Genomic DNA, 18,737 nt, shown 5'->3' on the forward strand with positions numbered 1-18,737 from the left:
GCGGGCGCCGGTGGGAGTGACGTCGTTATGGAGAATAGCCTTGATCCGGCTTCTTCCCTGTTGGAGGTGCGCGGGATCAGCAAGAGCTTCGGTGCGGTGCGCGCGTTGCAGGAGGTCGATTTCACGCTTCGCGCCGGCGAGATCCATGCGCTGCTTGGCGAGAACGGCGCCGGCAAATCGACGCTGATCAAGGTCGTCACCGGCGTGTTCCCGCGCGATGCCGGTGTCGTCCGTTTGGGCGGCGAAGGGGTCGCGCCGCGCTCGGCCAAGGCTGCACTGCAAGCCGGCATTGCCACCGTCTACCAGGAGGTCAACCTGCTGCCGAACCTGTCGGTGGCGCAGAACCTGTTCCTCGACCGCCAGCCGATGCGCTTCGGCATCGTGCGCGAAGGCGAGATGCGGCGCCGTGCCAAAGCGCTACTCACGGAATTCGGCCTCGATATCGATGTCGCCGCGCCGCTCGGCAATTATTCGGTAGCCATACAGCATGTCACCGCGATCGCGCGCGCCGTCGATCTTTCCGCCCGCGTGCTGATCCTGGACGAGCCGACCGCGAGCCTCGACCGGCATGAGGTCGAGATCCTGTTCGGCATCATGCGCCAGTTGGCCAAGCGCGGCATCGGCATCGTCTTCGTCAGTCATTTTCTCGACCAGGTCTACGAGATCTCCGACCGCATCACCGTCTTGCGCAACGGGCGCCTGGTCGGCGAGCGCGAGACCGCCTCGCTGCCGCGGCTCGAGCTGATCCGGATGATGCTCGGCCGCGAATTGGCGGAGACCACCGGCGCGCGTGCATCGACAGGCGAGCACAAAGCGCGCGAGGTCTGCGCCAGTTTCGAGAATTACGGCAAGGCTGGCTATGTCACCCCGTTCAATCTCGAGCTGCGCCATGGCGAGGTCGTCGGCCTGGCTGGCCTTCTCGGCTCGGGCCGCACCGAGACGGCGCGGTTGGTGTTTGGCGCCGAGCGCGCCGATGGCGGGCAGGCGAGGGTCGAGGGCGCCTCCGTGCGGCTGCAGTCGCCACGCGATGGCGTGCGCCACGGCTTTGGCTATTGCCCGGAGGAGCGCAAGACCGACGGCATCGTCGCCGAACTTACCGTGCGCGAGAACATCGTGCTGGCGCTTCAGGCCAAGCGAGGGCTGCATCGGCCGCTGTCGCGTCGCGAGCAAGACGATCTCGCGCGCCGTTACGTCAAGATGCTCGACATCCGCCCGCCCGATGCCGAACGGCCCGTCGGTCTGCTCTCCGGCGGCAATCAGCAAAAGGTTCTGCTGGCGCGCTGGCTCGCGACTTCGCCGCGGCTCCTCGTGCTGGATGAACCTACACGCGGCATCGATGTCGGCGCGCATGCCGAGATCATCCGCCTGATCCGCGAGCTCTGCGACGACGGGCTGGCGCTGCTCGTGATCTCCTCGGAGCTCGACGAGATCGTGACCTATTCCGACCGTGTGGTCGTGCTGCGCGATCGGGCCCATGTCGAGGAGCTCTCGGGCGAGGCCATCGACGTCACCAACATTCTCGCGGCCATCGCCGCCGATGGCGCGGCGATGCAAGAGGCCCGGGCATGACAGCGCTGTTGCCGCGCCGCGGCCTTGCCCAGATCTTGGCATTGATCGTTATCCTCGCGGTCGACCGCGTGGTGTCGCCGCAATTCTTCGACCTGCGTCTCCAGGACGGCCGGCTGTTCGGCAGCCTCATCGACGTGCTTAACCGCGGCACGCCGGTGGCGCTGCTCTCGCTCGGCATGGTGCTGGTGATCGCGACGCGCGGCATCGATCTTTCCGTCGGCGCGGTGATGGCGATCTGCGGCGCGATCGCGGCGAGCCTCGCCGACACCCACGGCCTGCCGGTGGTGCTGGCGGCAGCGCTCGGCGCGGGGCTCGTCTGCGGATTGTGGAACGGCTTCCTCGTCGCCGTGCTTGGCATGCAGCCGATCGTGGCGACGCTGATCCTGATGGTGGCGGGGCGCGGCATCGCCCAGCTCATCACCGAAGGTCGCATCGTGACCTTCACCTCGCCGGATCTGGTCTGGCTCGGCAACGGCGCCATTCTCGGCGTGCCGGTGCCGATCGCGATCGCGCTCGGCATGCTGATCCTGACCGGGGCGGTGGTGCGCGGCTCGGCGCTTGGACTCCTGATCGAGGCGACCGGCGGCAATGCGCGGGCGAGCGAGCTTGCCGGCGTCGGCACGCGCGCGATGATTTTGGCGGTCTATGTCTGGTGCGGCGTCTGCGCGGCGCTCGCCGGCGTGATCGCCGCGGCCGACATCATGGGGGCGGATGCCAACAATGCCGGCCTATGGCTCGAACTCGACGCCATCCTCGCGGTGGTGATCGGCGGTACATCGCTGTTCGGCGGCCGCTTCAGCCTTGTCCTGGCGGTGCTCGGTGCGCTGATCATCCAGACCATGAACACCGGCATTTTGCTGTCAGGCTATCCGCCGGAATTCAACCTGCTGGTCAAGGCTGTGGTGGTGCTCGCGGTGCTGCTGCTGCAATCGCCAAAACTGTCCGGCTTTGCCGGCATCATGGCGCGGCTGCGGAGGACGAAACCATGAAAGGCCTGCCGCCCGTCCTGATCACGGCCATCGTCCTCGTCGCAGGCTTTATTCTCTGCGCGCTGCAGTTTCCTAACATCGCCTCGACCCGCGTGGTCGGCAATCTCCTCACCGACAATGCCTTCCTCGGCATCGTCGCGACCGGCATGACCTTCGTCATCATCTCCGGCGGCATCGATCTCTCGGTCGGCTCGGTGATCGGGTTCACCACCGTGTTCGTGGCGCTCGCAATCGAGCGCTGGGGCGTGCCGCCGCTGGTCGCTTTCGTCGCTATCCTCGTGCTCTCGGCGGCCTTTGGCGCCGCGATGGGCGCGGTCATCCACGTCTTCGACCTGCCGCCCTTCATCGTGACGCTCGCCGGGATGTTCCTGGCGCGCGGCGCGAGCTTCCTGCTCTCGACGGAATCGGTGCCGATCACCGCGCCGGTCTATTCGACCGTGTCGGACTTCGCGTTGCGCATGCCGGGCGGCGGGCGGCTGACCGCGATCGCGATCATCATGCTCGCGATCGTGATTGGCGGCGCGTTGCTGCTGCGTCTCACCCGGTTCGGCGCCAATGTCTATGCACTTGGCGGGGGCCGGGCCACCGCAAGCCTGATGGGCGTTGCGGTCGGCAAGATGACGGTGAAGATCTACATGCTGTCGAGCCTGCTTGCGGGCATCGCCGGCATCGTATTCTCCTTCTACACCAGCGCCGGCTATTCTCTCTCCGCCGTCGGCGTCGAGCTCGATAGCATCGCGGCCGTGGTGATCGGTGGCACGCTGCTCACGGGCGGGCAGGGCTCGGTGATCGGCACTTTTCTCGGCGTGCTGATCCAGGGCATGATCCAGACCTACATCAATTTCGACGGGACGCTGTCGAGCTGGTGGACCAAGATCGCAACCGGCGTCTTGCTGTTCGCCTTCATTGCCCTGCAGCAGGGGCTGGTCGCACTGGCGCGCCGGCCGGTGGCGAAACGCGCGGGAGCCGTCTCATGACCTCGCGCCTCGTCGTCATCCCGACACGGCGGGCCCATTCCAACCACGCTGAGGTCGCCCGCTCAATTGGCGTCGACATCATCTCTGGCCGCTATGCGGAAGGAGCGCGGCTTCCGGGCGATGCCGAGCTGATTGCGATGTTCGGCGTGTCGCGGCCTGTGCTGCGCGAGAGCGTGAAGACGCTGGTGGCCAAGGGATTATTGACCACCAAGGCGCGGGTCGGCACCGTCGTGCGCGAGCGCACCGCCTGGAACATGTTCGACGCCGATGTGCTGGCCTGGCATCTCGACGCCGGCATCGACAAGCGCTTTCTCAACGACCTCGCCGAGATCCGCCTCGCGGTCGAGCCGCGGGCTGCGGCACTGGCGGCAGAACAGCGGTCCGAGGAGGATATCGCGGAGCTTCGCCGCAGCATGGAACAGATGCGGCTCGAGGCTTCCGATTCCGTCGGCTTCGCCGATGCCGATCTCGCGTTGCACGTTGCGGTGGCGCGGGCATCGGGTAATCTGTTCATGCGCTCGATCGGGCATGTGATCGAGGCCGCTTTGCGCGCCTCGTTCCTGCTCAGTGCCCCGGTCGAGCCGGAGGACCGCGACACCGTGCTGCTCTGGCATCAGAAGATCGTCGATGCGATCACGTCCGGCGATGCCGTGACAGCGTCGGAGGCGATGGTCTATGTCATTCACAACGGCATGAGCCGCCATGAGGGCACTGTGATCGAGACGGCCCCTGCCGGGTCGCTGCCGTCTGCGGAAAGTGGAGAATGAGCGTGACTGAACTTCGCATCGCCATCGTCGGCTTCGGCAAGATTGCGCGCGACCAGCATGTCGGCGCGATTGCCGCAGTGCCAGGCGCGGTGCTCACCGCAATTGCCAGCCGCAATGCGTCGCTGCCGGGCGTGCCACATTTCGCGACCGTCGAGGAGCTGCTGGAGAAGGCGCCGCAGATCGACGCCGTGTCGCTCTGCACGCCGCCGCAGGTGCGTCGTGCCCAGGCCGCCACGGCGCTCGCCGCCGGCAAGCATGTCATGCTCGAGAAGCCGCCCGGCATCGGGGTCGCCGAGCTTGATCCGTTGATCGCGATGGCGGCGGAGGCAAAGCGCACCCTGTTTGCGACCTGGCATTCGCGCTATGCGCCCTCAGTCGAGCCGGCCCGCGAATGGCTGGCCGCGCGCCGGATTAGATCGGTGCACATCAATTGGAAGGAGGACGTTCGCGTCTGGCATCCCGGCCAGGCCTGGATCTGGGAGCCGGGCGGGCTCGGCGTGTTCGATCCCGGCATCAACGCGCTGTCGATCCTGACCCGTATCCTGCCGAAACCGGTGTTCGTCACCGCGGCCGAGCTCGCCTTTCCGGCCAACTGTCAGTCGCCGATTGCCGCCAATTTGACGTTGACCGATATCGGCGGCCTGCCGATCACGGCCGAATTCGACTTCCGCCAGACCGGACCGCAGAGCTGGGATATCCTGGTCGAAGCCGACGAGGGCCGGATGACTTTATCCCGCGGCGGCAGGATCATGGCGATCGACGGCAAGGTTGTTGCCGATGCGCCCGATGAGGAATATCGCGAGCTGTATCGGCACTTCGTCAAGCTCGCCGCGACCGGCGCGAGCGACGTCGATCTGGCACCGCTTCGTCTCGTTGCCGACGCTTTCCTGCTCGGCAAGCGCAACATCGTCGAACCGTTTGTGGACTAGACATGGCTGGCTCAAGAATAACAAAAGACGTTTTTGGAACGCTGCCTGACGGACGCAAGGTCGAGCGCATCGTGCTGCGCGGGGAGGGCGGGTTCGAGGCTCGCATCATCACCCATGGTGCGGTGATCCAGGCGCTGATCGCGCCGGACGCGAAGGGCAGTTACGACGACGTCGTGCTCGGCCATGATGCCTTTGACGGCTATCTCGCCGAACGGAAGTTTTTCGGCGCGACCGTCGGCCGCTACGCCAACCGCATCGCCAACGGGCAGTTCTCGCTCGATGGCGAGACTTTCCAGCTTCCCATCAACAACGGCCCGAATGCTCTGCATGGCGGCCTCGACGGCTTCGACCGCAAGCTCTGGGACATTGCCGAGCTCGACGATGGCGCCAGCCCTGCGGTCACGCTGACCTACACCAGCCCGCATGGCGAGGAGAATTATCCCGGCAAGCTCGATGTGCGCCTGACCTATCGCGTCACCGGGCCGGCCGAGCTGTCGTTGACGATGGAGGCACGGACCGACCGTCCGACCATCGTCAACCTGACCAACCACAGCTTCTTCAATCTGGAAGGCGCAAGCTCAGGCACGCCCACCCTCGATCACAGGCTGACGGTCAAGGCCGACCATTTCCTGGCCATCGATCCCAGCGCGATTCCGCTGCCGGAGCCGCCGCGCGCCGTGGCCGGCACGCCGTTCGATTTCCGCGAGGCCCGCGCCGTCGGCGCGCGGATTCGCGAGAGCGATCAGCAATTGCGCAACGGCAAGGGCTACGACCACACCTATTGTCTCGCGGGCGACGGCAAGCTCGCGCTCGCGGCCCGGCTGGAGGCGCCGCGCTCGGGTCGCATCATGGAGCTGTTGACCGACCAGCCCGGCTTGCAAGTCTATTCCGGCAACTATCTCGACGGCACGATCTCGGGCAAGGGCGGCAAGCTGATCCGGCAGTCGGACGCGTTGTGCCTGGAGCCGCACATGTGGCCCGATTCACCGAACCGGCCTGATTTCCCGAGCCCACGCCTCGATCCCGGTGGCGTCTATCGGCATCACACCGTCTATCGCTTTGCCGCGGGGACGCCATGATGGAAGAGGTGCCGACCTCCGTTCTCTCCGCCGAACACTGTCACCTCGGCGAAGGCCCGACCTATGATGTCACCACCGATATAGCGTGGTGGTTCGATATTCGCGAGGGGCGCCTGTTCGAGGCGTATCTTGGCAGCGGCACGATCCGCATCCATGCGCTTGGCCGTATGGCGAGCGCACTCGGGCGGATCGATGCCGAACGCCAGCTGGTCGTCGCGGACGATGGTTGTTACATCCGCAGCGTGGCCGACGGCGCGATGACGCTGTTCTGTCCGCTCGAGGCGGATAATCCCGCGACGCGCTCCAATGATTGCCGCGTGCATCAATCAGGCACGTTCTGGATCGGCACCATGGGGCGCAAGGCCGAGCGGGGGCTGGGGGCGATCTACGCGCTCCACCGCGGCAAGATCTCCACGCTGTTTCCCGGCATCAGCATTCCCAACTCGATCTGCTTCTCGCCGGACGGTGCGATCGGCTATTTCACCGATACAGCGCGCGCCGTGCTCTATGCGGTGCCGCTCAATCCCGCCACCGGCCTGCCGCGCGGCGAGCCGGAGGTGCTGCTGCGCCACACCGGCATCGGAGGCCTCGACGGCTCGGTGTGTGACGCCGACGGGCAAATCTGGAATGCCTGCTGGGGCGCGGGCCGCGTCGATGTCTACTCGCCGCAAGGCGAGCGCGTGCGCTCGCTGCGCGTGCCGGCCGGGCAGGCGAGCTGCCCCGCTTTCGTCGGCCCGGATTTGTCGCGTCTGCTCGTCACCTCCGCATGGCAGGGTATGGACGCCGAGGCACGCGCGGCCGATCCGCAAGCCGGCTGCACCTTCCTGCTACAAGCATCCGCGCACGGTCGCGCGGAGCCCGATGTCAAGCTCGCATAGGAGATCCGAAGCCGACCTTTACCTCTGTTCTCGACGACACTAAGAATCAGTCTGATACCCAAAGGGAGTGAAGCATGTTGAAATTGAAGACGACATTTCTCGCATTGGCGCTGGCCGGCGCCGCAACCATGGCCACAGGCGTCGCCGCCTCCGCGCAGGACAAGGCGACCGTGGGCATCGCGATGCCGACGAAATCCTCGGCGCGCTGGATCGACGACGGCAACAACATGGTCAAGGTGCTGAAAGAGCGCGGCTACAACACCGACCTGCAATATGCCGAGGACGACATCCCGAACCAGCTCTCGCAGGTCGAGAACATGGTGACCAAGGGCGCGAAGGCGCTGGTGATCGCCGCGATCGACGGCACCACGCTGTCCGACGTGCTCAAGCAGGCGAAAGCAAAGGGCATCACCGTGATCGCCTATGACCGCCTGATCCGCGGCACGCCGAACGTCGACTATTACGCGACGTTCGACAATTTCCAGGTCGGCGTGCTGCAGGCGGAATCGATCGAGAAGGGGCTTGGCCTCAAGGAAGGCAAGGGTCCGTTCAACATCGAGCTGTTCGGCGGCTCGCCGGACGACAACAACGCCTACTTCTTCTACAACGGCGCGATGAGCGTGCTGAAGCCGTATATCGACAGCGGCAAGCTCGTGGTCGCCTCTGGTCAGATGGGCATGGACAAGGTCGCGACCTTGCGCTGGGACGGCGCCACCGCCCAGGCCCGCATGGACAATCTGCTCAGTGCCTACTACGGCAACAAGAAGGTCAACGCGGTGCTGTCGCCCTATGACGGCCTCTCGATCGGCATCATCTCCTCGCTGAAGGGCGTGGGCTATGGCAGCGCCGATCAGCCGATGCCAATCATCTCGGGCCAGGACGCCGAGGTGCCTTCGATCAAGGCCATGCTGCGCGGCGATCAGTACTCGACCATCTTCAAGGACACCCGCGATCTCGCAAAGGTGACCGCCGACATGGTCGACGCCGCGCTGGCCGGCAAGCAGGTGACGGTCAACGACACCAAGACCTATGAGAACGGCGTCAAGACCATCCCGTCCTATCTCCTGAAGCCGGTCGTGGTGTACAAGGACAATTGGGAGAAGACCCTGGTCGACAGCGGCTACTACAAGAAGGCGCAGTTCCAGTAAGACTCTCTCTTCTCTCCCTCTCCCCGTTCTTGCGGGGAGAGGGTTGGGGTGAGGGGCTCTCTCTACACGGACACCAAGGGACAACGACGATGACCGCGATGCTGGAGATGCGCAACGTCAGCAAGAGCTTTGCCGGTGTGCAGGCGCTGCGCGACGTCAACTTCTCGGTCGAGGCTGGCCAGATCCACGCCCTGGTCGGCGAGAACGGCGCCGGCAAATCGACGCTGATGAAGGTGCTGAGCGGCGTCTACCCGGCGGGCAGCTACGAAGGCACCATCGTCTTCGAAGGCGAGGAGCGCCGCTTCCGTGACATCAACGATTCCGAGGCGCTCGGCATCATTATCATCCACCAGGAACTGGCGCTGATCCCGCTGATGTCGATCGCGGAAAACATCTTCCTGTCGCATCCGCCGTCGAAGCTCGGCGTGATCGATCGCGACGAGGTGTACCGGCGGACGCGCGAACTGCTTGCGCAGGTCGGCCTGAAGGAATCGCCGGATACGCTGATCACCGATCTCGGTGTCGGCAAGCAGCAGCTCGTCGAGATCGCCAAGGCGCTGTCCAAGCGCGTCCGGATGCTGATCCTGGACGAGCCGACCGCGAGCCTGAACGAGGCCGACAGCGCAGCGCTGCTCGAACGCCTCATGAAATTCCGCGAGCAGGGCATCGGCTCGATCCTGATCTCGCACAAGCTCAACGAGGTCGCCCGCGTCGCCGACCACATCACCGTGCTGCGCGACGGCCGCACCGTGGACGGCATCGACTGCCGCGCCGAACCGATCCAGGAAGACCGCATCATCCGCAGCATGGTCAATCGCGATCTCGCCCATCGCTTCCCCGAGCGTAGCGCGAAGATCGGCGAGCCCGTGCTCGAGGTTTCGAACTGGTCGGTCTATCACCCCATCCATCCCGATCGGCAGGTGATCAAGAACGTCAATTTCGGCGTCAAGCGCGGCGAGGTCGTCGGCATCGCCGGGCTGATGGGCGCCGGCCGCACCGAGTTCGCCATGAGCCTGTTCGGTCGGTCCTGGGGCACCAATATCAGCGGCCGCATCGCCCTCGAAGGCCGCGAGATCGCGCTGACAAGCGTCGCGGCTGCGATCGATGCCGGCCTCGCCTATGTCACCGAGGACCGCAAGCAGCTCGGCCTGATCCTGGCCGACGACGTCCGCAAGAACATTACGCTGGCGAGCCTCGACCAGGTCGCGCCGGGGCGGGTGATCGACGACATCGCCGAGCTGAAGGTCGCCAGCGACTATCGCAACCGCATGCGGATCCGCTGTTCCGACGTCTACCAGGAGACCGGCCAGCTCTCCGGCGGGAACCAGCAGAAGGTCGTGCTGTCGAAATGGCTGATGACCGACCCCAAGGTCCTGATCCTGGACGAGCCGACAAGGGGCATCGACGTCGGGGCCAAATACGAGATTTACTGTATCATCAACGAGCTTGCGGAAGCCGGCCGCGGCGTGGTGGTGATCTCCTCGGAGATGCCCGAGCTGCTCGGCATCTGCGACCGCATCTGCGTCATGAACGACGGCGCCTTCGTCGGCGAGTTCCCGGGCGCCGAGGCGACACAGGAAAAGATCATGCGTGCCATCATGCGCAACGAACGAAGCAATGGAAACGGCGCGGTCGAGGCCGCGGAGATGGGAGGATCGCAGCTATGACCGACAAGACGGTTTCGCTGCCCGAGGAGCGCCGGCACGGCAGCTTCATCAAGAACAATCTGCGCAACTACGGCATGCTGATGTCGCTGATCGCGATCATGCTGTTCTTCCAGGTCATGACCGGCGGCACGCTGCTGCAGCCGCTCAACCTGACCAATCTGGTGCTGCAGAACAGCTACATCGTCATCATGGCGCTGGGCATGCTGCTGGTGATCGTCACCGGCCACATCGACCTGTCGGTCGGTTCGGTCGCGGGTTTCGTCGGTGCGGTCGCCGCTCTCCTCATGGTGACCTACAAGGTCGACTACACGCTCGCCTTTATCATCTGCCTCGCGGTCGGCGCGGCCATCGGCGCCGCGCAGGGCTATTGGGTCGCCTATTTCAAGATCCCGTCCTTTATCGTGACCCTGGCCGGCATGCTGGTGTTCAAAGGCCTCGCACTTGCCGTTCTGCAGGGCCAGTCGCTCGGCCCGTTCCCGTCGACATTCCAGAAGCTGTCGTCGGGCTTCATTCCGGAGCTGCTGCCAGAGGCCGGCACGCTGCATCCGACCTCCATGCTGATCGGTGCGATGCTGGCGCTGGGGCTGGTCTATGCCAGCGCCAAGGGCCGCGCGCGCGAAGTGTCGCACGGTATCGAGGTCGAGCCCTACGCGTTCTTCCTCGGCAAGAGCGTCGTGCTCGCCTGCGCGGTGCTGTACTTCACCTATCTGATCGCGACCTATCGCGGCCTGCCCAACGTGCTGGTGATCATGAGCGCCCTGATCGCGCTCTATGGTTTCGTCACCCGCCGCACCGTGATCGGCCGGCAGATCTATGCCGTCGGCGGCAACGCCAAGGCGGCAGGCCTGTCGGGCATCAAGACCGAGCGGCTGACCTTCTTCACCTTCGTCAACATGGGCGCGCTGGCCGCGCTCGCCGGCCTGGTCTTTGCCGCGCGCCTCAACACCGCAACCCCGAAAGCGGGCCTCGGCTTCGAGCTCGACGTCATCGCCGCCTGCTTCATCGGCGGCGCCTCGGCCTATGGCGGCGTCGGGCGCGTCGGCGGCGCCGTGGTCGGCGCCATGATCATGGGCGTGATGAACAACGGCATGTCCATCCTCGGCATCGGCATCGACTACCAGCAGGTCATCAAGGGCCTGGTGCTGCTGGGGGCGGTCTGCATCGACGTGTATAATCAGCGGCGGTAGCCACGCCGGCGGTTCCGTAGGGTCGGCAAAGGCGCCGTAGCGCCGTGCCCACCATCTCGCTCTGCCCACCCTGCGGGCTCATTGAGTCCGCGGCATCTCCCGGGCTGAGCCCGCGTGCATTGTTGATTTAGATCAACCGACAAGCCAACTCCGTGCTAATTTGATGCGTCTGACGTGGCGTACACGGGGAACTTGCGTGACGAGTACACCGCTTTCGCTGCCGGCGTCGCCCGCGTTGCAACTGATCTACGATACCGCACCGATCGGGCTTGCCTGCCTGTCGCGCGACTGCCGCTATCTCCTGATCAACCAGCGCCTTACCGAGATCTGCGGCATATCGGTTGAAGGCCATCTCGGGCATTCCGTCAGGGACTGCGTGCCCGCTCTGGCGGATTCCGTCGAGGAGATCGTGCGTTCGATCATCGAGACCGGGGAGCCCGTCATCGGCATCGAGGTCGCGGGACAGCGCGCGGATCAGGTCGAGGAGCGCTCCTGGGTCACCTATTGGCATCCGCTGCGAACGCAGGAAGGCGAGATCATTGCGGTCAATGTCGCTGCGGAGGAGATCACGGAACGCAAGCGCGCCGAGCGGGAAATCCGCAGTGCCAGGGATGCAGCCGAGACGGCGCTTCGCCATTTGCGCGACATCCAGGCCTCGCTGATCGAGGCGGAGAAGCTCGCCGCCCTCGGGCGAATGGTCGCCGGCGTTGCCCATGAGATCAACACGCCACTTGGTAGCAGCCTGACAGTTGCCTCGACGCTTCAGCGAAAGGCCGAGTTGTTTGCGGCGGAAGTCGCGCGGGGCGATCTCAAGCGTTCGACCTTGATCCGGTTCCTGAAGCTGGTCAGCGAGGCTTCGGCACAACTGGTCACAAATCTCGACCGAGCGGCCGAGCGTGTTCAATCCTTCAAGCAGGTGGCGGCCGATCAGACCGTGTCCTATCGGCGAAATTTTGACGCGGGCGAACTGACAGGCCAGGTTCTCTCCCAATTCGAGCGGCAATTTCGGCAGCGTGACATCGCGCTCAGCCTCCGCTGCGAGCCGGGTCTTGCGATGGACAGCTACCCCGGGCCATTCGGGCAGGTCCTGACCAATCTCGCCGTCAACGCCATGACACACGCGTTCCCGGGCGACGGACGAGGGGCGATTCGAGGGACTATCAATGTCTCGCTCGGCGCGGCCGGCGACGGGCTTGTTGCGCTTTCGTTTGCCGACGACGGCTGTGGCATGCCGCCAGATGTGGAGCGGCGGGCCTTTGATCCTTTCTTTACGACGCGCCGCCACGATGGTGCGAGCGGTCTCGGTCTGCACATCGTCCACAGCATCGTCGTGGATCGATTGGGCGGACAGCTCCAGCTCGAAAGCAAGCCGGGTGCGGGCACGGTCCTTCGGCTTGTTCTGCCCAGGATTGCCCCGGACCGAGGCGGCGAAGCTTGAGCTATTGCTCATCAATTGGGTATATGATCGAATGGCAGGATGGACCGGAGCCGGCCAAAACCCGATCTCATCATCTTCGATTGCGACGGCGTGCTCGTCGACAGCGAGCTGCTGAGCTGCCGCTGCCTGTCCGAGGTTCTGGCGGAGTTCGGCCTTCAGCTCAGTGTGGATCAGGCGCTCGCGCTTTTCCTCGGACGCAGCACCAAGGCGATCGAGCAGCACTATCGCGATCTCGGGCAGGCCCTGCCTGACGACTTCTTTCCGCGCCTGAAGGCGCGCGTGCTCGAGACCTTTGCGGGGGCGCTCCAGCCGATCCCCGGCGTCGGCGCGGTGTTGTCCGAACTGGAGACGCCGCGCTGCGTGGCATCGTCGAGCGACCTCGACCGCGTCTCGTTGTCACTTGATGTCACCGGCCTTGCGCCGCATTTCGGCGACCGGCTTTACACCGCGCAGATGGTCAGGCACGGCAAGCCGGCGCCGGATCTCTTTCTTCACGCTGCCGGGAAAATGCAGGCCAGCCCTTCGCGCACGCTGGTGATCGAAGACAGTGTCAGCGGCGTGCAGGCTGCCAAGGCGGCCGGCATGATGGTCTGGGGATTTGTCGGTGGTGGCCATTATCGCGCACGCGATGGTCGCGCTATATTGTCCGCCGCCGGGGCCGATCGGGTCTTCGCGCGCATGAGCGAATTCTGGGAGGCGTGAGGCCGCATGGCCGTCGAGAACGAAAAATCCAGGCTCGACGACGCCGCGCGTGCCGGCTGGCTCTATTTTATTGCCGGCCACACTCAGGACGAGATCGCAAAGATGCTCCAGGTGTCGCGCGCCTCGGCGCAGCGGCTGGTGTCGCTGTGCCTCGCCGAGCGGCTGATCACGTTCCGGCTCGAGCATCCGATCGCTGCCTGCATGGAATTGGCCGCGCAGCTCAGGGAGCGGTTTGACCTCGGCCATTGCGAGGTGGTGCCGGCCGATCCTGCGGCGCCGCAGGCCACCGCCGGCATCGCCGAGCGCTGCGCCAATCTGCTGGACGCGACGCTGCGTTCGGAGACGCCTGTGATCGTCGCGCTCGGCACGGGGCGGGCGGTGCGCGCCGCGGTCGAGCGCGTCACGCCGATCGACCGGCCCAACCACCAGATCGTCTCGCTGGTCGGCAACATCTCCGCCGACGGTTCGGCGAGCTTCTACGACACCGTCGGCCGGCTCGCCGACCGCACCGGCGCGCGGCATTACCCGATGCCGCTGCCGTTCCTGATGTCGTCGGAGGACGAGCGCAACAAGATGGTCCGCATCGAGCCGATCGCGAAGGTCAAGGCGGTCGCCGCCAAAGCGGATCTGCGTCTCGTCGGCATCGGCCAGATGGACCAGAAGGCGCAGGTGCACATCGACGGCTTTGTCACCCGCGACGAATTGTTCGAGATGATGCGGCAGGGCGCCATCGGCGAGATCACCGGCTGGGCCTATGATTCTAAGGGGCGCCTGCTCAAGGCCGGCACCAACAAGCGCCTGACCAGCATTCCGCCGGAAGTGCCGGCGAAGACCACGACGATCGGTGCCGCGGTCGGTGCGGCCAAGGTGCCGGCGATCGCGGCTGCGCTGAATGGGGGTCTGATCAACGGCCTGATCACCGACGAGGCGACGGCCAGGGCGATCCTGGAGCGGTAAGGCGGGGCGTTTCCAGCATCGGCGAGGTGGGCGGTCTCGCCACCTACGACACGGTCATCATCCGCCTTGTACGCAATTGCGTACTGGAGCGGATGATCCAGTACGCCACGGCCTATCCGAAGCAAAACCAACTCACGACACGGCGTACTGGATGCCCGCCTTCGCGGGGCATGACGGGAAGGCTGCCGCACCGCAGCACTCATAAGTTGCGGGGATACGCGCGCGCCTGCTTGACAAGCTCGTCACCTCGTCCGAACATACGCCCAACGCGTGGGCATATGCTCAAAAGCGCGGGCTAGGGAGGTCACCGTGAAACAATTTCTGGGCGCCGTCTGCGGCGCGTCCGTACTGCTTGCCGTCCCCGCGATGGCCGAAACGACCCTGACGATCGCCACCGTCAATAACGGCGACATGATCCGCATGCAGGGCCTGACCAGCGAATTCACCAAGGCGAACCCCGACATTTCGGTGAAATGGGTGACGCTGGAGGAGAACGTGCTGCGCCAGCGCGTCACCACCGACATCGCCACCAAGGGCGGCCAGTTCGACGTGCTGACCATCGGCACCTACGAAGTGCCGATCTGGGCCAAGAAGGGGTGGCTGGTGCCGCTCGCCAATCTCGGCGCCGATTACGACGTCGCCGACCTCCTGCCGAAGATCAAGGACGCGGTCTCCGTCGACGGCAAGCTCTATGCCGCGCCGTTTTACGGCGAGAGCTCGATGATCATGTACCGCACCGACCTGTTCGAGAAGGCCGGCCTGAAGATGCCGGAGAAGCCGACCTGGGAGTTCGTCATCGATGCCGCCAAGAAGCTGACCGACAAGAACGGCGGCGTCTACGGCATCTGCCTGCGCGGCAAGGCCGGCTGGGGCGAGAACATGGCCTTCCTCTCGGCGATGGCTAATTCCTACGGCGCACGCTGGTTCGACGAGAAGTGGGAGCCGCAGTTCAATACGCCGGAATGGAAAACGACGCTCACGACCTACGTCAATCTGATGAAGGACGCCGGCCCTCCCGGCGCGAGCTCGAACGGCTTCAATGAAAATCTGGCGCTGTTCAATGCCGGCAAGTGCGGCATGTGGATCGACGCGACGGTGGCGGCATCCTTCGTGACCAACCCGAGTCAGTCCACGGTTGCCGACAGGGTCGGCTTCGCGCTTGCGCCCAACACCGGGCTCGGCAAGAACGCCAACTGGCTGTGGGCCTGGAACCTCGCGATCCCCGCCGGCTCGAAGAAGACTGAAGCAGCCGAGAAGTTCATCGCCTGGGCGACAAACAAGGACTACACCAAGCTCGTGGCCTCGAAGGAGGGCTGGGCCAACGTGCCGCCGGGCACACGCACCTCGCTCTACACGAATCCTGACTACCTGAAGGCCGCGCCCTTCGCCAAGATGACGTTGGCCTCGATCGACGCGGCTGATCCGAACAAGCCGACCGTGAAGCCCGTGCCTTACGTCGGCGTGCAGTATGCCGCGATCCCCGAATTTCAGGGCATCGGCACGCAGGTGGGGCAGCAATTCTCCGCAGCACTTGCGGGCTCGATGACGGTCGATGCGGCGCTCACCGCTGCGCAATCAGCGACCGAGCGCGAGATGAAGCGCGCCGGTTACATCAAGTAGGCCCGAGCTCTCCCTGAGCTCACACTTGCGGCCATCCTCCACCCCGGGTGGATGGCCGCCTTCTTCCTCCAAGCGGAGAGTCCGAGGATGGCAACCCGGCAGACGCAATTCCTTGCGCGGTCGCTCCTGACCCCGGCCGTCGGGCTCCTGTTCATCTGGATGATCGTCCCGCTCGCGCTCACGATCTATTTCTCGACGCTGCACTACAGCCTGCTCGATCCCGGCTCGGAATCGTTCGTCGGGCTGGAAAACTTCCGCTATTTCCTCACCGATCCCGCCTTCCTTGCTTCCCTTCAGAACACGCTGGTGCTGGTCGGTTCGGTGCTGGCGCTCACGATCCTGCTCGGTATTCCCCTGGCGCTGCTGATGGATCAGCCGGTGATCGGCCGCAATATCGTGCGGCTGATGGTGATCGCGCCGTTCTTCGTGATGCCGACGGTGAGCGCGCTGGTCTGGAAGAACCTGCTGATGCACCCGGTGTCCGGGCTGTTCGCGTGGCTCGCAAAACTGGTCGGGCTGACGCCGATCGACTGGTTCACGGACGCGCCGTTGTTCGCCGTGATCCTGATCGTGGCCTGGCAATGGCTGCCGTTCGCGACGCTGATCCTGCTCACCGCGCTGCAATCGCTCGACGAGGAGCAGAAAGAGGCGGCCGAAATGGATGGCGCCAGCGCCGTCTCGACCTTCATCTACATCACGCTGCCGCATCTGGCGCGCCCGATCACGGTGGTGATCCTGATCGAAACCATCTTCCTGCTCACCGTGTTCGCCGAGATCTTCGTCACCACCGGTGGCGGGCCGGGCCTGCAAACCACCAACATCGCCTTCCTGATCTATTCGCAGGCGCTGATCCAGTTCGACGTCGGCAGCGCCTCGGCGGGCGGCCTCGTGGCTGTGGTCATCGCCAATGTCGTTGCCTTCTTCCTCGTCCGCATCGTCGGCCGCAACCTGGAAGCCTGAAATCATGGCGCGCAAGTCAACGACGCAGCGGGTGGTGGTCTCGACGATCGGGGCGTGGTTCTTCGGCTTCCTGATCTTCTTCCCGATCCTGTGGATGGTGCTGGCAAGCTTCAAGACCGAGCTCGAAGCCTTCGCCATTCCGCCGTCCTTCCTGTTCTTCCACTGGACCACGGAAAACTATGCGACGGTGCAGGAGCGCAGCGACTATCTGCTGCATGCGATGAACTCGATCATCATCGCCGGCGGATCGACCCTGATTGCGCTCTTGATCGCGATCCCCGCAGCCTGGTCGATGGCATTCTCGCCGACCAAGCGCACCAAGGACATCCTGCTCTGGATGCTCTCGACCAAGATGATGCCGCCGGTCGGCGTGCTGGTGCCGATCTACCTGATCTACAAGAGCTTTGGTTTGCTCGATTCCCGCATCGGTCTTGTCTTCATCCTCTGCCTCGGAAACTTGCCGATCGTGATCTGGATGCTCTTCACCTACTTCAAGGAGATCCCGCGCGACATCCTGGAAGCCGCGCGCATGGACGGCGCCACCATCGGCCGCGAGCTCGTCTATGTCCTGACGCCGATGGCGATCCCGGGGCTGGCGTCGACCATGCTGCTCAATCTGATCCTGGCCTGGAACGAGGCGTTCTGGACACTCAATTTGTCGACCTCGAACGCCGCGCCGCTCACCACGTTCATTGCGTCCTATTCCAGTCCGGAAGGACTGTTCTGGGCAAAGCTGTCGGCAGCCTCGACGCTGGCGATCGCGCCCATTCTCGTCCTCGGTTGGTTCAGCCAGAAGCAGCTCGTGCGCGGGCTCACCTTCGGCGCGGTGAAGTAAAGGGGCTGCCGGATCATGGGTCAGATCACACTTCAAGGCGTGCAGAAATCCTTCGGCCCCGTGCACATCATCAAGGGCGCCGATCTCGACATCGCGGACGGCTCCTTCGTGGTGTTCGTCGGTCCCTCCGGCTGCGGCAAAACCACGCTGCTGCGGTTGATTGCGGGCCTCGAGGACGTCACAGGCGGCGCAATTCTGATCGACGGCAAGAACGTGGTCGACACGCCGCCTGCCAAGCGCGGGCTGTCGATGGTGTTCCAGTCCTACGCGCTCTATCCGCATATGAGCGTGCGCGGTAATATTGGTTTCGGCCTGAAGATGGCGGGCCTTTCCAAAGACGAGACGAACCGCAAGGTCGAGGCGGCCGCCGCGACCCTGAACCTTACGCCCTATCTCGACCGCAAGCCGCGCGAGCTTTCCGGCGGCCAACGCCAGCGCGTCGCGATCGGCCGTGCCATCGTCCGCGAGCCCAAGGGATTCCTGTTCGACGAGCCGCTCTCCAATCTCGACGCCGCACTGCGCGTGCAGATGCGTATCGAGGTGACGCGGCTGCAGAAGCAGCTCGGCACCACCGCTATCTACGTGACGCACGACCAGGTCGAGGCCATGACCATGGCCGACAAGATCGTCGTGCTCAATGCCGGCAAGATCGAGCAATACGGCTCGCCGCTGGAGCTCTACGAGCGGCCCGCCAATCTGTTCGTCGCCGGCTTCATCGGTTCGCCCAAGATGAATTTCGTCACCGGCGACAGCGCCGCGCAGCAGGGCGCGGCCACGATCGGCGTGCGCCCGGAGCATCTCAAGATCGAGCGCGAGGGCGCCGGCGGCTGGCAGGGCACGATCGCGGTCGCCGAACATCTCGGCAGCGACACCTTTCTCTATGTCGACGCCGGGCCGCTCGGGATGCTGACGGCGCGCTACATCGGCGAACTGAGCCTGCACGCCGGCGACCGTGTGTCGCTGGTGCCGGACCCCGCGCGCATTCACCGCTTCGACGCGAGCGGCAACGCGCTTCGGAACTAACAAGAAACGGAA

At 64.8% G+C, this 18,737-nt stretch carries 17 protein-coding genes; all 17 read left to right on the forward strand.

Features of this window, described 5'->3' with window-relative positions; all coding sequences use genetic code 11:
- Positions 1–27 precede the first annotated feature (27 nt).
- The 17 genes from ACLFLU_RS15285 to ACLFLU_RS15365 all read left to right on the forward strand — a co-directional run bounded on the left by ACLFLU_RS15285 (position 28) and on the right by ACLFLU_RS15365 (position 18,725).
- Positions 28–1,569, forward strand: a complete 1,542-nt coding sequence (locus ACLFLU_RS15285) for a sugar ABC transporter ATP-binding protein (RefSeq protein WP_426412991.1) — start codon at positions 28–30, stop codon at positions 1,567–1,569.
- Positions 1,566–2,558 (forward strand): ABC transporter permease, encoded by a 993-nt coding sequence (locus ACLFLU_RS15290; RefSeq protein ID WP_426412992.1) that lies wholly within the window; start codon positions 1,566–1,568, stop codon positions 2,556–2,558. Before ACLFLU_RS15285 ends, ACLFLU_RS15290 begins: the two co-directional genes overlap by 4 nt.
- Positions 2,555–3,535: a galactofuranose ABC transporter, permease protein YjfF gene (gene yjfF / locus ACLFLU_RS15295; RefSeq protein WP_426412993.1), complete on the forward strand. Its 981-nt coding sequence runs from the start codon at positions 2,555–2,557 to the stop codon at positions 3,533–3,535. Before ACLFLU_RS15290 ends, yjfF begins: the two co-directional genes overlap by 4 nt.
- Positions 3,532–4,302 carry a FadR/GntR family transcriptional regulator gene (locus ACLFLU_RS15300; RefSeq protein ID WP_426412994.1) on the forward strand — a complete coding sequence of 257 codons (771 nt, stop codon included), beginning with the start codon at positions 3,532–3,534 and terminating at the stop codon, positions 4,300–4,302. The genes yjfF and ACLFLU_RS15300 overlap by 4 nt, the downstream gene beginning before the upstream one ends.
- Positions 4,303–4,304: 2 nt before the next feature.
- The gene (locus ACLFLU_RS15305) at positions 4,305–5,231 is read left to right on the forward strand and encodes a Gfo/Idh/MocA family protein (protein ID WP_426412995.1); all 927 of its coding nucleotides are present in this window, start codon (positions 4,305–4,307) and stop codon (positions 5,229–5,231) included.
- A 2-nt stretch (positions 5,232–5,233) separates the two neighbouring features.
- Positions 5,234–6,310, forward strand: a complete 1,077-nt coding sequence (locus ACLFLU_RS15310; RefSeq protein WP_426412996.1) for an aldose epimerase family protein — start codon at positions 5,234–5,236, stop codon at positions 6,308–6,310.
- The gene (locus ACLFLU_RS15315) at positions 6,310–7,188 is read left to right on the forward strand and encodes an SMP-30/gluconolactonase/LRE family protein (protein WP_426413998.1); all 879 of its coding nucleotides are present in this window, start codon (positions 6,310–6,312) and stop codon (positions 7,186–7,188) included. Before ACLFLU_RS15310 ends, ACLFLU_RS15315 begins: the two co-directional genes overlap by 1 nt.
- A 74-nt stretch (positions 7,189–7,262) precedes the next feature.
- Positions 7,263–8,336, forward strand: coding sequence for a multiple monosaccharide ABC transporter substrate-binding protein (gene chvE / locus ACLFLU_RS15320; protein ID WP_426412997.1), 1,074 nt, complete (start codon positions 7,263–7,265; stop codon positions 8,334–8,336).
- Between the two features lie 89 nt (positions 8,337–8,425).
- A complete protein-coding gene (gene mmsA, locus ACLFLU_RS15325) occupies positions 8,426–10,003 on the forward strand; it encodes a multiple monosaccharide ABC transporter ATP-binding protein (protein ID WP_426412998.1) in 1,578 nt (525 codons plus the stop codon).
- The gene (gene mmsB, locus ACLFLU_RS15330; protein ID WP_426412999.1) at positions 10,000–11,190 is read left to right on the forward strand and encodes a multiple monosaccharide ABC transporter permease; all 1,191 of its coding nucleotides are present in this window, start codon (positions 10,000–10,002) and stop codon (positions 11,188–11,190) included. The genes mmsA and mmsB overlap by 4 nt, the downstream gene beginning before the upstream one ends.
- A gap of 196 nt (positions 11,191–11,386) precedes the next feature.
- Positions 11,387–12,628, forward strand: a complete 1,242-nt coding sequence (locus ACLFLU_RS15335) for a sensor histidine kinase (RefSeq protein ID WP_426413000.1) — start codon at positions 11,387–11,389, stop codon at positions 12,626–12,628.
- Between the two features lie 39 nt (positions 12,629–12,667).
- Positions 12,668–13,330 carry an HAD family hydrolase gene (locus ACLFLU_RS15340; protein WP_426413001.1) on the forward strand — a complete coding sequence of 221 codons (663 nt, stop codon included), beginning with the start codon at positions 12,668–12,670 and terminating at the stop codon, positions 13,328–13,330.
- Between the two features lie 6 nt (positions 13,331–13,336).
- Positions 13,337–14,287: a sugar-binding transcriptional regulator gene (locus ACLFLU_RS15345; protein WP_426413002.1), complete on the forward strand. Its 951-nt coding sequence runs from the start codon at positions 13,337–13,339 to the stop codon at positions 14,285–14,287.
- Positions 14,288–14,596: 309 nt separating this feature from the next.
- Positions 14,597–15,907 carry an ABC transporter substrate-binding protein gene (locus tag ACLFLU_RS15350; protein WP_426413003.1) on the forward strand — a complete coding sequence of 437 codons (1,311 nt, stop codon included), beginning with the start codon at positions 14,597–14,599 and terminating at the stop codon, positions 15,905–15,907.
- An 87-nt stretch (positions 15,908–15,994) separates the two neighbouring features.
- The gene (locus ACLFLU_RS15355; protein WP_426413004.1) at positions 15,995–16,867 is read left to right on the forward strand and encodes a carbohydrate ABC transporter permease; all 873 of its coding nucleotides are present in this window, start codon (positions 15,995–15,997) and stop codon (positions 16,865–16,867) included.
- Positions 16,868–16,871: 4 nt separating this feature from the next.
- Positions 16,872–17,702, forward strand: coding sequence for a carbohydrate ABC transporter permease (locus tag ACLFLU_RS15360; protein WP_148755539.1), 831 nt, complete (start codon positions 16,872–16,874; stop codon positions 17,700–17,702).
- Positions 17,703–17,717: 15 nt separating this feature from the next.
- Positions 17,718–18,725 (forward strand): ABC transporter ATP-binding protein, encoded by a 1,008-nt coding sequence (locus ACLFLU_RS15365; RefSeq protein WP_426413005.1) that lies wholly within the window; start codon positions 17,718–17,720, stop codon positions 18,723–18,725.
- Positions 18,726–18,737 lie beyond the last annotated feature (12 nt).

Origin of the sequence: Bradyrhizobium ganzhouense, from assembly GCF_049949285.1 — a bacterium.
GTDB lineage: Bacteria > Pseudomonadota > Alphaproteobacteria > Rhizobiales > Xanthobacteraceae > Bradyrhizobium > Bradyrhizobium ganzhouense.

Coding starts and splice junctions, on each gene's coding strand:
- ACLFLU_RS15365 (WP_426413005.1), top strand. CDS start 17,718: ATGGGTCAGATCACACTTCAAGGCGTGCAGAAATCCTTCGGCCCCGTG.
- ACLFLU_RS15300 (WP_426412994.1), top strand. CDS start 3,532: ATGACCTCGCGCCTCGTCGTCATCCCGACACGGCGGGCCCATTCCAAC.
- ACLFLU_RS15315 (WP_426413998.1), top strand. CDS start 6,310: ATGGAAGAGGTGCCGACCTCCGTTCTCTCCGCCGAACACTGTCACCTC.
- mmsB (WP_426412999.1), top strand. CDS start 10,000: ATGACCGACAAGACGGTTTCGCTGCCCGAGGAGCGCCGGCACGGCAGC.
- yjfF (WP_426412993.1), top strand. CDS start 2,555: ATGAAAGGCCTGCCGCCCGTCCTGATCACGGCCATCGTCCTCGTCGCA.
- ACLFLU_RS15310 (WP_426412996.1), top strand. CDS start 5,234: ATGGCTGGCTCAAGAATAACAAAAGACGTTTTTGGAACGCTGCCTGAC.
- ACLFLU_RS15355 (WP_426413004.1), top strand. CDS start 15,995: ATGGCAACCCGGCAGACGCAATTCCTTGCGCGGTCGCTCCTGACCCCG.
- ACLFLU_RS15290 (WP_426412992.1), top strand. CDS start 1,566: ATGACAGCGCTGTTGCCGCGCCGCGGCCTTGCCCAGATCTTGGCATTG.
- mmsA (WP_426412998.1), top strand. CDS start 8,426: ATGACCGCGATGCTGGAGATGCGCAACGTCAGCAAGAGCTTTGCCGGT.
- ACLFLU_RS15345 (WP_426413002.1), top strand. CDS start 13,337: ATGGCCGTCGAGAACGAAAAATCCAGGCTCGACGACGCCGCGCGTGCC.
- ACLFLU_RS15285 (WP_426412991.1), top strand. CDS start 28: ATGGAGAATAGCCTTGATCCGGCTTCTTCCCTGTTGGAGGTGCGCGGG.
- chvE (WP_426412997.1), top strand. CDS start 7,263: ATGTTGAAATTGAAGACGACATTTCTCGCATTGGCGCTGGCCGGCGCC.
- ACLFLU_RS15340 (WP_426413001.1), top strand. CDS start 12,668: ATGGACCGGAGCCGGCCAAAACCCGATCTCATCATCTTCGATTGCGAC.
- ACLFLU_RS15360 (WP_148755539.1), top strand. CDS start 16,872: ATGGCGCGCAAGTCAACGACGCAGCGGGTGGTGGTCTCGACGATCGGG.